General features: G+C 67.4%; 1 protein-coding gene. It reads left to right on the top strand.

What is annotated here, in order from left to right; genetic code table 11:
- Positions 1-409: 409 nt before the first annotated feature.
- Positions 410-714, top strand: a 305-nt coding sequence (locus CCN35_RS27295; protein WP_245863565.1) for a 3-hydroxyacyl-CoA dehydrogenase NAD-binding domain-containing protein, incomplete at its 3' end; no start/stop codon positions are given.

Genomic DNA, 714 nt, shown 5'->3' with positions numbered 1-714 from the left:
ATAAGAGACAGGAGGGGGGGAGGCCGCCGGTTCCGTGCGGCGCCGGCCGGGGCGGCCCCGCGGGGGAAACATGAGGAACCCGAGAAAGGGCCGGGGAGGCGGGGGAAAGACGGGACAAGCCGGGAAGCCTGGAGGCAGGCGGGAGAAGGCCGGGGAAATCCGGGAGGAAAACCGGGAGGAAAACCGGGAAATCGGCGCTCCGGTCGCCGTGGTCGGAACCCCTCCGGTCCGGCCGCCGGGAAGATCATCAAGTCCGTCATAGGAGACGTGACGGGTGTCTCACCTCCTGAGACAGTGACACGCATTACTTACGGTCCTCAAGGAGGCGTGCGAGCGCTAGTGTCCGCCCTGGAGTCATTCATGAGCCGCGAGTAAGCACTCGCGCCGTCGTTTCCCAGGGGAGTCGTCAGTGGCACGGAAGCTTGCCGTCATCGGGGCCGGTCTCATGGGATCGGGGATTGCCCAGGTCTCCGCGCAGGCGGGCTGGGACGTCGTTCTGCAGGACGTCACCGACGAGGCGCTGAAGCGTGGCACCGACGGCATCAGGGCCTCGTACGACAAGTTCGTCTCCAAGGGCAGGATGGAGGCGCAGGAGGCCGACGCCGCCCTCGCCCGGATCACCACCACCACCGACCTGGACGCCGCCGCCGACGCGGACGTCGTGGTCGAGGCCGTCTTCGAGAAGCTCGAGATCAAGCACGAGGTCTTCCGCAC

This window comes from Streptomyces thermovulgaris (genome assembly GCF_002155915.1).
GTDB classification, from domain to species: Bacteria; Actinomycetota; Actinomycetes; order Streptomycetales; family Streptomycetaceae; genus Streptomyces; species Streptomyces thermovulgaris.
Note: the sequence above shows the minus strand (reverse complement) of the source record. Positions and strands in the feature narration are given on the sequence as shown.